The sequence below is a fragment of the Sphingomonas sp. BRN-1R genome (assembly GCF_057748035.1).
This window is the reverse complement of the sequence record NZ_CM173236.1, coordinates 1,570,357-1,583,597: the sequence shown is the minus strand read 5'-3', so window position 1 is coordinate 1,583,597 and position 13,241 is coordinate 1,570,357. Positions and strand designations below refer to the sequence as shown.

The 13,241-nt window shown below is 66.8% G+C and carries 11 protein-coding genes; 5 read left to right on the top strand and 6 right to left on the bottom strand.

Translation table 11 applies throughout. From position 1 onward, the window contains the following. Window positions 1–72: 72 nt before the first annotated feature. From AC3ANX_RS07190 to AC3ANX_RS07175, 4 genes are all read left to right on the top strand, one after another. Complete coding sequence (locus AC3ANX_RS07190) at window positions 73–753, top strand: Fe2+-dependent dioxygenase (protein ID WP_488336310.1); 681 nt, start codon at window positions 73–75, stop codon at window positions 751–753. Continuing rightward, window positions 750–1,871 (top strand): alpha-hydroxy acid oxidase, encoded by a 1,122-nt coding sequence (locus AC3ANX_RS07185; protein WP_488336309.1) that lies wholly within the window; start codon window positions 750–752, stop codon window positions 1,869–1,871. The genes AC3ANX_RS07190 and AC3ANX_RS07185 overlap by 4 nt, the downstream gene beginning before the upstream one ends. A 106-nt stretch (window positions 1,872–1,977) precedes the next feature. Next, window positions 1,978–2,595, top strand: a complete 618-nt coding sequence (locus AC3ANX_RS07180) for an outer membrane protein (RefSeq protein ID WP_488336308.1) — start codon at window positions 1,978–1,980, stop codon at window positions 2,593–2,595. Between the two features lie 175 nt (window positions 2,596–2,770). Beyond that, window positions 2,771–4,687 carry a CocE/NonD family hydrolase gene (locus AC3ANX_RS07175; RefSeq protein WP_488336307.1) on the top strand — a complete coding sequence of 639 codons (1,917 nt, stop codon included), beginning with the start codon at window positions 2,771–2,773 and terminating at the stop codon, window positions 4,685–4,687. A 16-nt stretch (window positions 4,688–4,703) separates the two neighbouring features. Here AC3ANX_RS07175 and AC3ANX_RS07170 read toward each other — a convergent pair whose 3' ends face one another. The 5 genes from AC3ANX_RS07170 to AC3ANX_RS07150 all read right to left on the bottom strand — a co-directional run bounded on the left by AC3ANX_RS07170 (window position 4,704) and on the right by AC3ANX_RS07150 (window position 11,107). Beyond that, entirely contained in the window at window positions 4,704–5,639 is a 936-nt protein-coding gene (locus tag AC3ANX_RS07170; RefSeq protein ID WP_488336306.1) for an N-acetylglucosamine kinase, read from the bottom strand. Next, window positions 5,636–6,769 (bottom strand): SIS domain-containing protein, encoded by a 1,134-nt coding sequence (locus AC3ANX_RS07165; protein WP_488336305.1) that lies wholly within the window; start codon window positions 6,767–6,769, stop codon window positions 5,636–5,638. The genes AC3ANX_RS07170 and AC3ANX_RS07165 overlap by 4 nt, the downstream gene beginning before the upstream one ends. Continuing rightward, on the bottom strand, window positions 6,762–8,045 hold the full coding sequence (locus tag AC3ANX_RS07160) for a D-tagatose-bisphosphate aldolase, class II, non-catalytic subunit (protein ID WP_488336304.1): 1,284 nt from the start codon (window positions 8,043–8,045) through the stop codon (window positions 6,762–6,764). Before AC3ANX_RS07160 ends, AC3ANX_RS07165 begins: the two co-directional genes overlap by 8 nt. A gap of 69 nt (window positions 8,046–8,114) precedes the next feature. After that, entirely contained in the window at window positions 8,115–9,029 is a 915-nt protein-coding gene (locus AC3ANX_RS07155; protein ID WP_488336303.1) for an EamA family transporter, read from the bottom strand. Beyond that, window positions 9,026–11,107 carry a glycoside hydrolase family 36 protein gene (locus tag AC3ANX_RS07150; RefSeq protein ID WP_488336302.1) on the bottom strand — a complete coding sequence of 694 codons (2,082 nt, stop codon included), beginning with the start codon at window positions 11,105–11,107 and terminating at the stop codon, window positions 9,026–9,028. Before AC3ANX_RS07150 ends, AC3ANX_RS07155 begins: the two co-directional genes overlap by 4 nt. 133 nt (window positions 11,108–11,240) lie before the next feature. Between AC3ANX_RS07150 and AC3ANX_RS07145 the strand changes: the two genes are divergently transcribed. Next, on the top strand, window positions 11,241–12,344 hold the full coding sequence (locus AC3ANX_RS07145; protein WP_488336301.1) for an amidohydrolase family protein: 1,104 nt from the start codon (window positions 11,241–11,243) through the stop codon (window positions 12,342–12,344). 48 nt (window positions 12,345–12,392) lie between these two features. On the opposite strand, the gene agaR is transcribed toward AC3ANX_RS07145, so the two are convergent. Next, a complete protein-coding gene (gene agaR, locus AC3ANX_RS07140) occupies window positions 12,393–13,187 on the bottom strand; it encodes a transcriptional repressor AgaR (protein WP_488336300.1) in 795 nt (264 codons plus the stop codon). Window positions 13,188–13,241 lie beyond the last annotated feature (54 nt).

The following is a 13,241-nucleotide window of genomic DNA, read 5'->3' as shown; positions in this document are numbered from 1 at the left end:
CCCCTGCTTTTTGTTGACTGGGGTGCCGCAACCGGCTTGCCTCGCCGCTACCGTTCCCGAAGGTTGCCGTTCATGCTGCTCCACATCCCCAATCTGTTCTCCCCAGAGGAGGTGCGGGATATTTGTGCCCGGCTCGAGGCGGCGGACTGGCAGGACGGGCGCAGCACCGCCGGGCATCGCGCCGCACTGGTGAAGCACAACCTGCAACTCCCGCTCGACCATCCGCTCACGCACGATCTCGGCAACCGTATCGTGGACCGTCTGGGCCAGACGCCGATGTTCATCGCCGCGACGCTGCCGCTGCGCGTACTGCCGCCGCGTTTCAACCGCTACGAGGGTGGCGGCAGCTACGGCCTGCATATCGACAATGCGATCTTCCCGATCCCCGGCACGCCCGAGCGGGTACGCAGCGACATCTCCTCCACAGTGTTCCTGAGCGAGCCTGACAGCTATGACGGCGGTGAACTGGTCATCGAGGACACGTTTGGTGAGCGGTGCGTGAAACTCGCCGCCGGCGACCTGATCGTCTATCCGGGCAGCAGCCTGCATCATGTCACGCCCGTGACGCGCGGCACGCGCTACGCCGCCTTCTTCTGGACGCAGAGCCTGATCCGTTCGGACGCGCACCGTCGTACGCTGTTCGATCTCGATACGGCCATCCAGGCGCTCACCGGCGATCACCCCGAGCATGGGTCAATCGACACGCTGACCGGGGTGTACCACAACCTCCTGCGGCAATGGTCGGAGACATGAACGCGCCGCTGCCCCCGCTGGCCGCGATCCCGCCCGAGGTGCAGACGCTCGCCGATTACGAGCGGCTCGCGATGCGCCACATGCCGGCGGCGTCGTGGGCGCACGTCCAGTCGGGCGCGGGCGACGGGCTGACGGTGGCGCGCAATCGCGCCGCGTTCGATCGACTGACGCTGATGCCGCGCATGCTCGTCGATCTGCGCGGCGGACACAGCCGCCGCACGGTGTTCGGGTGCGAACATGCCGCACCGATCCTGTTCGCGCCGGTGGCGTATCAGCGCATCGCGCATCCGGAAGGCGAACTGGCCTGCGTGCGGGCTGCGGCAGCGACAGGCGTCGGCATGATCGTCAGCACGCTGTCGAGCATCCCGCTCGAAGCGATCGCCGAGGCCGGGCGCGACGCCGCCCGGCAACTCGGCACACCACCCCCACGCCTTTGGTTCCAGCTGTATCTCCAGCAAACGCGGGAGGCATCCGCCGATCTCGTCGCGCGCGCGGAAGCCGCAGGCTATGAAGCGATCGTCCTGACCGTCGATGCCGCCATCAAGCGATCGGGCTTCACGCTGCCGCCCGGCGTGACGGCGCCGAACCTGCGCGAAGGTTCCGCGCCTCCACAGGTGAGCACGCCGCGCGGCGCGATCCTGTTCAGCACCCCCCTCGCCGACGCCGCACCGACCTGGGAAGACGTCACGTGGCTGCGCACACGCACCAAACTGCCTTTGGTCGTAAAGGGCCTGCTCGCCGCGGAGGACGCACGCATCGCGGTCGAACGCGGCGTGGATGGCATCGTTGTGTCAAATCACGGCGGCCGCACGCTCGATGGCGCGCCGTCCGCGCTCGAGGTGCTGCCCGCCATCGCGGAAGCGACGGCCGGCACGGTGCCGCTGCTGCTCGACGGCGGGGTGCGTAGCGGCACCGACATCGTAAAGGCGCTCGCCCGGGGTGCGACGGCGGTGTTGGTCGGGCGGCCGCAGATGCACGGACTTGCGCTCGCCGGCATGGCCGGGGCCGCTCATGTCGCCCATATCCTGCGGGCGGAACTGGAACTGGCGATGGCCCAGCTTGGTTGCGCGACGCTCGAACAGATCGGGCCGGAGTGCCTGTTCGACGTGGGGAACTGAGGTGTTGCATCGCAGCAACAGCTCGGAATTTAGTGCCGCAGCATGGATCGTTGCGGTTTTGCGACGGTTACGCACCTCGCAAAACGACGCACCAAAGGAACTCTGTATGCGTAAGGCACTTCTCTCGATCGCGGCCCTCGGGCTCACCGCGCTGTCCGCGCAGGCTGCATCCGCGCAGGACACCACCGACACCAACCCGACCTTCCGCGGCATCCGCATCGAAGGCAATGTCGGCGGCGATCGCTTCCAGTCGCAGGGCATCCACAACGATCGCTTCGGCTTCGGCGGCACCGTCGGCTTCGACGGCGTGATCGGCGATAAGATCGTGATCGGGCCGGAAGGCAGCTACTGGCACGCCAATGACGGCAACGAGAATTGCTCGGGCGCTGGCGCGGGCAACAGCATTTGCGAAAAGTCGTTCGAGGAGTGGGGCGCTGGCGTTCGCGCGGGCTACCTCGTGACGCCGAACTTCCTCGTTTACGGCAAGGGCGGCTACGTCGATAACGAGCAGCGCAAGCGCATCGACGCGCCGACCGGCCGCAATATCGTGTACGATCACTATCGTACGGACGGCTACCAGGTCGGCGGCGGCGTCGAATATTCGCTCGGCCGCGACGTGATGAAGATGCCGCTGTTCGTCGGCGCGCAGTATGTCTTCTCGCAGTATAACGACCACACGTCGCGTCAGCGCGTGATGGGCAGCATCGGCTTCCACTTCAAGTAAGCCGGATCGGCAGGACAGGCGCGACGTGCGTCGTCCTGCTGCTTCACATACGAAACGCCGCGCGCCGGGTCCGGTCGCGCGGCGTTTTCGTGTACGTACGGTGTCGCGCCGATTTCGCCTGTTCGGCAAAGCGGCACTGTGCCACCTCAAGCGCGAACCGACGGATTGGATCGACATGAAAGCTCTGGGTGTTTTACTGGCCGGGACGATGCTGGCGCTGGCGACGGCGGGTGGCGCGCAGACGCTGCCGAACGGCATCCCGCGCAAGTTCACGCCTGTCACCTCAAGCTTCGATTACGACCGGCGCGAGGTCGATGTGGCGATGCGCGACGGCGTCAAGCTGCACATGATCCTGTTCATGCCCAAAGGTACGCACGACGCGCCGATCCTGCTCGAGCGCACGCCCTACAATGCCGACAAGATGACCAGCCGCGCGGAAAGCAGCCACGGCGTCATGCTGGTCGGCGCGGCATCGGCGGACCTGCTGCGCGCGGGCTACATCCTCGCGGTGGAGGACGTGCGCGGCAAACACGGTTCCAAAGGCGAATACGTCAACGAACGCCCGCTGATCGGCCCGCTCAACGGCACCAAGGTCGATCACGCGACTGATGCCTATGACACGATCGACTGGCTGACCAAGAATGTGAAGGAATCGAACGGTCGCGTCGGCATCATCGGCACCAGCTACGACGGGATGATGGCGGCGATGGCGCTGGTCCACCCGCACCCTGCGCTGAAGGCGGCGGCGCCGATGAACCCGGTCATCAACACCTGGATGGGCGACGACGATTTCCACGGTGGCGCGTTCCGCATGGCCGGCTACGATTATTATTTCAGCCAGGATACCGCGCGCGGTGAAGCAGGCGACCTGTGGCGCGACGCGTACGACGATTACGACACCTTCCTGCGCGCCGGCTCCGCCACCGGTTTCGTGAAGAGTCGCGGGCTGGACCAGATCCAGGTGGTGAAGGACCTGCACGACCACCCCGCCTACGACGCATTCTGGCAGGCGCAGGCGCTTGAGACGATCCTCCCCAAACAGCCGCAGACCGTGCCGACTCTTTGGATCGGCAGCCTGTGGGATCAGGAGGACATGTACGGGGCGGTGGCAGCCTATGAGGCGGTCAGCGCGAACGATCCGCAGCACGTCAACCATCTCGCGGTCGGCCCGTGGTCGCATGGCGGCTGGGCGGGCACTGGCGACAGCCTCGGCCCGATCCGCTTCGGGTCGGATACCGGCGCGTGGTTCCGCGAACACGTGTTGATCCCGTTCCTCGACGGCAATCTCAAGACCGGCGGGCACCCGGCCGACATCGCGCCCGTCACCATGTTCCAGACCGGCACCAACGCATGGCAGCGCCTGCCCGGTTGGCCGGTGGCCTGTGCGAACGGCTGCGCGGGCACGACACGCAAGCTCTATCTTCAGACCGGCGGGGCGCTCTCCTTCACCGCGCCTGCCGCAGATGGTGCGGACGACTATGTGTCGGACCCGGCCAAGCCGATCCCCTACCGCCTCCGCCCGATCCGCCCGACCTATGCGAGCGGATCGACGTGGCGACAGTGGCTGGTCGACGATCAGCGCCCCTTTTCCGATCGCACCGACGTGCTGACCTATACGACCGCCCCGCTCGACGCGCCGCTCACGCTCGCGGGCGCGCCGATCGCCGATCTGGTCGCGGCGACGACAGGGAGCGATGGCGACTTCGTCGTCAAGCTGATCGACGTCTATCCCGATGAATATGTCGAGAAGCCCGAACTCGGCGGCTATCAGTTGCCGATCGCGATGGACATATTGCGCGGCCGCTACCGCGAGGGCTTCACCGCAGCCAAGCCGATCACGCCCAACGTGCCGCTCGAATATCGCTTCGCCCTGCCCAACGTGAACCACGTCTTCCTGCCCGGACATCGCATCATGGTGCAGATTCAGTCGAGCTGGTTCCCGCTGTACGACCGCAATCCGCAGACCTTCGTGCCCAACATCTTCGATGCGAAGCCGGCAGACTATCGCAAGGCGACCGTCCACGTGTTCCACGGCCAGACGCAGGCGAGCGCGATCGAGCTGCCGGTGATCGAAGGTGCCGCCGCGCAGTAGCTAAGAGAGGCGGCGCTCAGGCGGGCATCGCCAGCCCCAGCTTTTGCGCGTAGAGTGCCGCGCCGACCGCCGGATCATGGCGCGGCGTGACAATCTCATACGGGGCAAGATGCTGCAAACGTCGCAGGAACGGCTCGCGCACCGTATCGAGCTTGGTGAGCACTCCGCCGGACCACGACAGCAGCACCGTCTCCGCCTGCGTGAAGCCGAGCTGCTGGCGCAACGCCTGTGCGATCGCGGCGAGTTCCGCCCCTGCCCGCTCGAGGATCGCTGCAGCCTCCGCATCGCCCGCAGCCGCTGCGCCCGAGACGATCGGCGCGAGCGCCGCGATCTGGTCGCGCGCCATGCCTGCCTCGCCCATCACGCGCGCGCAGATGTCGAGATCACTGCCGAGGCCGAGCGCCTCGCGGAACGCCTGTCGCAACGGACCGGTGGTTACGCGCCCGTCGCTCATCCGGGTGAACAGGTTGAGGCCCTGCACCGCGATCCAATAGGCCGAACCTTCGTCACTGAAAATCTCGCCCCAGCCGCCCGCGCGCGCCTTGCGGCCCTGCCGCTCGCCATAGCCGATCGAGCCGGTGCCGGCGACGAGGTTGATCCCGTCCGCGCAGGCGAGCGACCCCGCCCAGCCGCACACCATGTCGTTGTCGCACGTATAGCGGTCGTGCCCGAGCAGGCGTGCGCAGGCGGCGTCGAGCAGCGGATCGACCGCAGCGTCTTCGCCGAACGCAGGCAATCCGAAGAAGGCATGGGCGAGATCGCCCGGTGCGACCGACAGTTGCCCGCACACCGCGCTCACGCCCTCCGCCAGCCGCGCCACCGCCTCGTCGAGCCCGACCTGGAGATGATAGGTCGTACCGGTCAGCGCACGCGCCACCACCTGACCGTCCGCGTCGATCGCCACGAACTCGGTTTTGGTGCCGCCGCCGTCGACGCCGAGGAAGATCGTCATGCCGCCAGCGTATGGATGCGCACGCCCTGCACGACGCGATTGACCGTACCGCTCGCATTGGGCTGATCGGGCGTGCGGCCGAGCCGCAGCGAGCAATGCAGCCCGTAAAGCTGCGCGAAGGTGATGTAAGGGAACAGCAGGTCCGCATCGGCGAACCCGGCCGCACCCTCGACCAGCAACGTCTCGCCGCCGGTGTCCTGCGCCGCGATCACCACCACCGCACCGCAGCGGCCATCGGCGCGCAGTTCCTCGATGATGTCGAGATCGTAGAGCCGCGTGAGCGGATCGTTGGAGACGAACACCACCACCAGCGTGCGCGGCGTGACAATGGTTTTAGGACCGTGGCGGAAGCCGAGCGACGAATCGAACGCGGTCGGCATCGCGCCGTCGGTGAGTTCGAGCAGCTTCAGCGCCGCCTCGCGCGCGAGGCCTTCGAACACCCCGCTGCCAAGATACACGACGCGCTCGAAATCGGCAGCCGCGAGCGATGTCGCCTCGACATCCGACCGCCCCAGCATCGCCTCGACCGCATTCGCGATCGCCTCGACGCGCGCGGGCATCGTGCCGCGACCGGTGAAGATCGACAGCGCCGCCAGCATCATCGCGCTGAAGCTGGAGGTCATCGCAAAGGCGCGGTCGTGCGTTTCCTCGGGCAGCAGCACGACATGCACATTGTCCGACGCACGCCGCGACAATGCGCCGTCTGCGTTGCAAGTGATGACGAGGTGGTGGACCGAGGCGATCCGCGCGTCCGCGAGATCGACCGCCGCTATGCTCTCCGGACTGTTGCCCGACCGCCCGAACGACACCATCAGCGTCGGCCGGCCCGCATCGAGGTAGAGGTGCGGCGCGCTGACGATATCGGTGGTCGCCACCGCCTCGACCGGGCGGCCGAGCGTCGCCGACAGCCACGGCGCGAGGCACTCGCCGATGAACGCGGAGGTGCCGGCGCCGCACAGCATGATGCGCAGATCGGCTTGCGCGAGCAGCGGGGCGACGAACGCCTCGATCTCGGCTGCGGTCGCATCGAGGATCGCCTGGGTCGCGCGCAACGTCGCGGGCTGTTGCAGGATTTCGCGCCGCGTCCAGCTTTCGGCTGCGACGTCGGGCGCGAGAGTGGTGTCAAGCATCGGGGTTGCAGGCTCCATGATAGGCATCGAGCGTCGTGGCGATGTGCGCGACGATGAGATCGACCGGGTCGAGCGTCGCCGCGCCGGCGCGTACGGCGGCATAAGCGACGGGAAGATACTGGCTGAGCAGCGGCAGCGGCGGCACCGTAGCGCGCAGATTGTCGAACAGTCTGGCCTGCGCCGCCGCGATCTCCGCGTCCGGCCAGTAATAGCGGATGCGGTCGCTGAGCGAATATTGCAGCTGGAGATCGAGCGCGTCGCCGGTCTCGTGATAATATTTGCGCCAGTTGCCCGGCTCCGCCTTCATCCGCGCGATGGCGGTGCCGCGGAAGTTGGCGCGGCGGTCAGCCGGCACGGTTTCGCGCTCAATCGCGTCCAAAGCCCACAGCGCCTCACGCAGCGCGAAGGTGACGCCGGGGCCGACCTTCAGGATCGCGAAATGGTCGCGGACCAACGCCGCGAGCGCTTGCCGGGTCTGGTAATCGGTCGAATGCGCCTCGAACACGATATGGTCGACGGGCACGATCGCCGCGCTCAGCGCGGTCGCGGCGTCCGGGCGGTAGTCGACCACCTTCATATGGTCGAACTCGACGCCGGGCTGAACGACCGTGGCGATCACCCGATCCCAAGCGTCGCCAAGCCCGCTTTCGGCGAACAGCACGCGGTGCATGTCGAGCGTGGCGAGCGCCGCTTCCGGCGTCGTCACCGCGAGCGTGTCGAGATCTTCGGCCGCGCCGCCGGGCACCGGTACTTCGGTGCCGATCACATAGACGGGCGCGTCGGCGGGATCGCCCGCATAAGCATCCTCCGCGACACGGCACAGCCGCGCGGCGCGCTCGGCGATGGTGCGCTCAGGCAGCGGCGTGGGATCGTCCGCGCAGCTCATCGAGCAGTCGAGATGGATCTTCGCGAAGCCGGCGCGCACGTAATCGGCGATCATCACCTCGGCCTTCGCCATCGCCTCCTCGGCAGGCAAAGCGGTCCAGGCGTTGGGGCCGAGATGGTCACCGCCCAGCACCAGCCGCTCGCGTGGGTAACCGAGCCGGTCGGCGATGCCTTCGACAAAGGCGCGGAAGTCGGCGGGAACCATGCCGGTATAGCCGCCGTCCTGGTTCACCTGGTTCGAGGTCGCCTCGATCAGCACGAAGCCCGCCTCCTTGCGCAGCGCGTGCGCGAACGTCGCCTCGATCACCAGCGGATGCGCGGAACAGACCGAGGTGATGCCTACCGTCCTGCCGTTCTTGTGATCAGCGACGAGATTTCGAATCATCTCCATCGGCTTCTCCTTCGTCACTTCGATAGTAAAAACATTCCTGTAACGCAATGAATAGATGTAAAACGAAACTTACACCTTAGCGAGCACCACAGCTTTGTCCCCGCTGTCGGGTTCGACGGCGAGCAGGAGTGAGGCGACGACCGCGAGGACGATGCCGACCAGTTTGAGCGAGCCCGGCATGACGCCGAGCGCGACCAGCGAGATGATGGCGGTGGCGAGTGGCGCGCCGGCGTTGGTAAGCGGTGCGACGATGATCGCCTTGCCGTAGCGGAACGCGAAGACGAGCGTCAGCGCTCCGATCGCATTGAGCACCTGGATCGCCGCCGCGAGCAGCGGCCCGTCCGCGCCATAGTTGATCGGCCGGCTGAAATTGGTGAGCGACAACGCGACCGGGATCAGCGCAAGCCCCGTCACGGTCATGTAGAAGAAGATGCTCTCGCCCGACATCACGTTGTTGGCGGACTTCATGAAATAGGCCTGCAAGCCCCAGCACAGCATCACGATCAGCGCGAGGATCAGCCAGCCGCCGCCCTGCGCCTCGCCGCCGGGTGCGAAATCGAAGGTCGGCAGCGCGAGCAGCGCCAGCAGGATGCCGATCGCGCCGAGCCGCCCGGTCCGCTCGCCCATGAACAGGAACGACAGAGCGATCGTCACCACCGGCGACAGCGAGATCACCGGGAAGATCAGATAGGCCGGCCCGCGCGTGACCGCATAGAACAGCACCATCTGCCCGCCCGCGCCGAGCAGCCCCACCGCAAGGCCATAGGCGACCGCGCGCAGGTTCACGTCGAGCTTCCACTTGGCGAGCGCGAGCACGATCAAGGCGGGCGGGATCATCGTCAGCGCCCAGACGCAATAGACCAATGTCTCCGGGAAGCCGTGCTGCGGCGACAGGCCGGAGAACGCGCCCCAGATGCCCCACAGCACCACCGTCGCCATCGCATTGAACAGCCAGGCGCGACCGCCGGGAGAGGGTGCCGTCATGCGGTGATCTTTCCGTCGAGGGGGGTGGTGTCGAGCACAAGGAAATGCTCGAACGTGGCGGGCAAGGTCGCCTCAGGACCGGTCACGGTGCCGAGCGGCTTGCCGGTGAAGCCGTCGGTCACGCGGTGGCGCCCCGGCGGCAGACCGCGCAGCGCGACCGCGCCCGACCAGCGATCCGCATAGAAGGCATAGTGCATCCGCCCGCCCTTGCGGATCGCATGCCCCTCGGGCTTGTCGAAGCCGATATCGTACAGCCCGCCGAGATACTCGCCCTTGGGCAGCATGTTGGCGTGATAGAGCGCGATCCACTTGCGCCACAGCGCCTCCTTCTCCGGATGCAGCGCGATGCCGCCGGGCGGCAGCGGATCGGTGGTGTCGACCGGATCGTTCGGCCAGGTGAACTTGGTCGAGAGGATCGCGCCGATCCCGTAATGCGTGGCGAAGTCGTTGTGGCGGTCGCTCAGTTCGACATGATCGCCCGCGAACGGCGCGAACGGCCCCATCATCGCCTTGAACGTCTTGCCCTTGAGGCGGATCTGCCACGACGAGGTCGGGTCCGACGCCGGCGTGTGGTTCATCCCCGGAATGTTGTGGAACGCGAAGGAATCGCCGCACGGGCAGATTTCCATCACCGCCTGCGGGTTGATCGAGATCGCCTCGTCATAGAGCGCCTTCCAGAAATCCTGGAGCTTCTCGTACGATTCCTCGGGCCGCTTGTGGTTGTGCGCGGGGTTGTAGCAGGGCGCGACGCCGTTGAGATGCTGGCCGTCGAGCTTGAGCCCCTCGAACCCCCAGCCGAGGATGCGGCGGATCTGCCCGCGGAAATAGTCGACCACCGGCGGATAGGCCGGGCAGAGCGTGAACGCATCCCAGAAGCTGACGTTCTGTGCCGCGCCATTCTCGTCGAGCAGCAGCATATCGGGATGGTCGCGCAGCAGATCGGTGCCAGGATCGGCGGCGAGCGGGGCGAGCCACAGGCGCGGGCGCATACCGCCCGCCTTGATCGCGTGCGCAAACGCCTTCATGTCTTCGTCGCCGCGCGGGAACTTGGCGGGGTTGAGCTTCCAGTCGCCCTCGGAGGTCTGCCAGCCATCGTCGAGCACCGCCCATTCGAGGCCGATCTCCTTCGCCTTGCCCATCGCGGTGAGCACTTCGGCGATCTTGAAGTCGCGGCCATAGCCCCAAGCGCACCACACCGGCGCGTAGCTCGGCTCGGGGATGGCGGGGGCGGCGAGGCCGCGTTCCGCCATCAGCCGGCGATAGGCGTCGAGCGCGCGGAAATGATCGCCCTCATGCACCATCAGGAACACCGGCGGCAGCGTGAGCGTCTCGCCCGGCGCGAGTACCCTGGCACTGTCGCCGGCAATGGCGATACGCGTGCCGGTCGGCTGGCCGGCGACCGGCAGCGAGACGAGACGCGGCACGGTATCGACATGGCCGACCGCAAGCGCCGCATCGCGCCGCCACACTACCGCGACCGGCGTGCCGCCGCCGTAATCGGTCGCGTTCATGCCCATGAAGTTGCGCTGGCCGGTGCCGGGGCGGATCGGCTGCACCCAGTCGCGCCTGTCGGGATAAGATGCTCCGGAGAAGCTCCAAGCGCCATCCGGATGCGACAGCAGGTCGTGCGTCGCCGCCTGCCACCCGGCGACCGCGAGCGGGGCGGTGCCGGTGTTGCGATAGGTGATGTCGAGCAGGGCGAGACCGGGATAGGCGTCGCGGAACGTCACCGCGATCGTCTTCTCGATGCCGCCCTGCGCGGTGCCGCGCAGGTGGTGGACGCGGCCGCCGGCGATCTTGCCTTGCGTCTGCTCGACCAGCAGGAAGCGGTCGACCACGCGGCCGTCGCCGAGCCGGAGCGCCTCGCCCGGCTCCATCGCGGTCAGCGCCCTGCCGCGCTTCGAGACGCGCGAATGCATCCCCGAATCGAACTCGATGGTAAGCATGCCATCGCCGACCGGAACGATCGGCGCGTCTTTCAGCGCCACGCGCGCGACGGCGGGCGCGGCGGCGATGAAGGCAGCGGCACCCGACAGCCTGACAAGGGCGGCGCGGCGGGACAGGGGAAAATGCGACACGAACAGGCCTCTCGTGAGACGCCGCCTCGTCTGCGCGAGCGGCTTCGCTAAGGAATGTGCCCGAAGGCTATCGCTTGCGCAAATCAAAACGCAACATAGGATGCATTTCGTTACGTTTCGTTTGGAGAAATTGATGCGCCTGCCGACGATATTGACGCCTTTGGCCGCGATTGCGCTTGTTGGCGCCGGGCCTGCTCCCACCACCTATGGCGAGGCGGATTTCGCGCAGGTCGCGAAGCTCGACGCGCATGTTCATGCCAATCGCGATGCGCCGGACTTCCTGCGCATCGCCCGTAAAGATGGGTTCGAACTGCTGTCGATCAACGTCGACTATCCCGATTTCCCGCCGCTGCCCGAACAGGCCCGCATCGCCTACAAGATGCACGCGGCCGACCCCGCGCACTTCCACTTCGCCACCACCTTCTCGATGGACGGGTTCGGCGGCAAGGACTGGACCGCGCAGGCCACGCGCGCGGTGGATGACGGGTTCGCGCACGGCGCGGTCGCGGTCAAGGTGTGGAAGAACATCGGCATGATCGCCAAGGATACCGCGGGCAAGCGCGTGTTCCTCGACGATCCGCGCTTCGACCCGATCATGGCGCACATCCAGGCCAAAGGCGTACCGCTGATCGCGCATCAGGCCGAGCCCAAGAACTGCTGGCTGCCGCTCGACGAGATGACGACCGACAACGACCGCAGCTACTTCAGCGAACACCCCGAATATTACATGTACAAGCACCCCGAAGAGCCGGGCTACGAACAGCTCATGGCGGCGCGCGACCGCTTCGTGGCGCGCCACCCCAGGCTCGCCTTCGACGGCGCGCATATGGCGAGCCTCGAATGGAGCGTCGACCGGCTCGCCAAGTTCCTCGACAGCTATCCCAATGCGGTGGTCGATCTCGCCGCACGGATGAGCCAGGTGCAGGTCCAGTCCAACCAGAACCATGCGAAGGTGCGCGCCTTCTTCATCAAGTATCAGGACCGGCTGATGTACGGCACCGACCTGACCGACAGCCCGGCAGACCCCAACGCCCGCGCGCAGAACCCGCCCGCGACCGGCAATTTCAGCAAGGAAGCGGACGACATGTGGCGCTCGGACTGGCGCTATCTCGCCACGCCGCTGTCGCAGCCGATCGCGGCGATCAAGGCGGATGCGCCCGGCCTCGCGCTGCCGCGTTCGGTGATCGACAAGATCTACTACACCAACGCGCGGCGGTTCTTCCACCTGAAGGGTTGAGCGCCCTTCTCCGACTGCGTTCCCCGGCGAACGCCGGGGAACAGGAGCTTACGCCTCGTGGATCTCGAACCCCAGCCGCGCCGATGCGGCGCGAATGTCACCCGGCACCGGCTGATCGGCGACGAGGTGGTGGATGTTCTCCACCGTGACGATGCGGTGGAGGCAGACGCGGCCGAACTTGGACACGTCCGTCACCGCGATCACCTCGCGCGCGGCCTCGACCATCTTGCGGTTGAGCTGCGCCTCCGGCTCGTAATGCGTGGTGATGCCGCATTCGATATCGAACCCGTCGACGCCGAGGAACAGCTTGTCGACGCGCAGATTCTCCAGCGCCGCCACCGTCTGGGCGCCGTAGAAGGCGCGGTTCTTCCGCCGCAGCATGCCGCCCAGCATGACGATGTTGAGCCGTTCCTTGGCGGCGAGCACCGACAGGATATCGAGATCGTTGGTGAGGACGGTGATGTCCTCGTCATCGGGCAGGAAGTGCGCGATCTGGAGCGTGGTGGTCCCTGAATCGAGCACGATCGATTCGCCGGGCGACACCATCGCCGCGGCGAGCTTGCCGATCCGCATCTTCTCGTCGGCATGGCTGGAGCGCTTGACCTCGACCGCCGGCTCGGCGGTGACGTTGACCGCATCGGCGCTGATCGCGCCGCCATAGGAGCGCTCCATCACGCCGCGCGTCTCTAGGTAGCGCAGATCCTTGCGGATCGTCTGCATCGACACGCCGAACCGTTTGGCGAGCGGCGCGACCTGCACGCTGCCACGTTCGCGCACCATCGTGCTGATGCGCAGCCGGCGTTCACTGGTGTCGCGGATCATGCCGCCGTCTTCCTTGGTCACGTTCGTCAATTCCACATGCGTCGGCAGTGCGCCGGTGTCTGATTATGTCGCGGG

Excerpts from the sequence above, each read along its gene's own strand:
- AC3ANX_RS07190 (WP_488336310.1), top strand. The coding sequence starts at position 73 with ATGCTGCTCCACATCCCCAATCTGTTCTCCCCAGAGGAGGTGCGGGAT.
- AC3ANX_RS07145 (WP_488336301.1), top strand. The coding sequence starts at position 11,241 with ATGCGCCTGCCGACGATATTGACGCCTTTGGCCGCGATTGCGCTTGTT.
- AC3ANX_RS07185 (WP_488336309.1), top strand. The coding sequence starts at position 750 with ATGAACGCGCCGCTGCCCCCGCTGGCCGCGATCCCGCCCGAGGTGCAG.
- AC3ANX_RS07160 (WP_488336304.1), bottom strand. The coding sequence starts at position 8,045 with ATGGAGATGATTCGAAATCTCGTCGCTGATCACAAGAACGGCAGGACG.
- AC3ANX_RS07155 (WP_488336303.1), bottom strand. The coding sequence starts at position 9,029 with ATGACGGCACCCTCTCCCGGCGGTCGCGCCTGGCTGTTCAATGCGATG.
- AC3ANX_RS07170 (WP_488336306.1), bottom strand. The coding sequence starts at position 5,639 with ATGACGATCTTCCTCGGCGTCGACGGCGGCGGCACCAAAACCGAGTTC.
- AC3ANX_RS07165 (WP_488336305.1), bottom strand. The coding sequence starts at position 6,769 with ATGCTTGACACCACTCTCGCGCCCGACGTCGCAGCCGAAAGCTGGACG.
- AC3ANX_RS07175 (WP_488336307.1), top strand. The coding sequence starts at position 2,771 with ATGAAAGCTCTGGGTGTTTTACTGGCCGGGACGATGCTGGCGCTGGCG.
- AC3ANX_RS07180 (WP_488336308.1), top strand. The coding sequence starts at position 1,978 with ATGCGTAAGGCACTTCTCTCGATCGCGGCCCTCGGGCTCACCGCGCTG.